The sequence below is a fragment of the Streptococcus suis genome, from assembly GCF_002964045.1.
Lineage (GTDB): Bacteria > Bacillota > Bacilli > Lactobacillales > Streptococcaceae > Streptococcus > Streptococcus suis_U.
Window position 1 is genome coordinate 1 of sequence record NZ_POPB01000482.1, and the last position, 300, is coordinate 300.

Below are 300 nucleotides of genomic sequence, written 5' to 3' on the forward strand. Positions count from 1 at the left end.
AAATTCAAGCAAATTTTTGCTTGAACTTGATGTAAAAACTAATAATGCAAACTCCCTGCCACCCAGCCAGTTGCAAGACAGTAGGTAATGTTAAAGCCACCTGTATGGGCGTTGATGTCCAGGACCTCGCCTGCAAAGTGGAGGCCTGGGACTTTCTTGCTTTCCAAGGTTTTGGGATTGATTTCCTTGAGGTCAACGCCGCCCTTGGTCACAAAGGACTTGGCCAGGGACATCTTGCCTGTAATCTTGATAGGCAAGGCTTTGAGGAGGGTAACCAGGTCAGCCAGGTCTTTCTGGGAA

At 48.0% G+C, this 300-nt stretch carries 1 protein-coding gene; it reads right to left on the bottom strand.

Going from position 1 to position 300, the window contains the following annotated elements; genetic code table 11:
- Window positions 1-38: 38 nt before the first annotated feature.
- Window positions 39-300, bottom strand: a 262-nt coding sequence (locus tag C1E99_RS12160) for an NAD(P)/FAD-dependent oxidoreductase (protein WP_193441814.1), incomplete at its 5' end; no start/stop codon positions are given.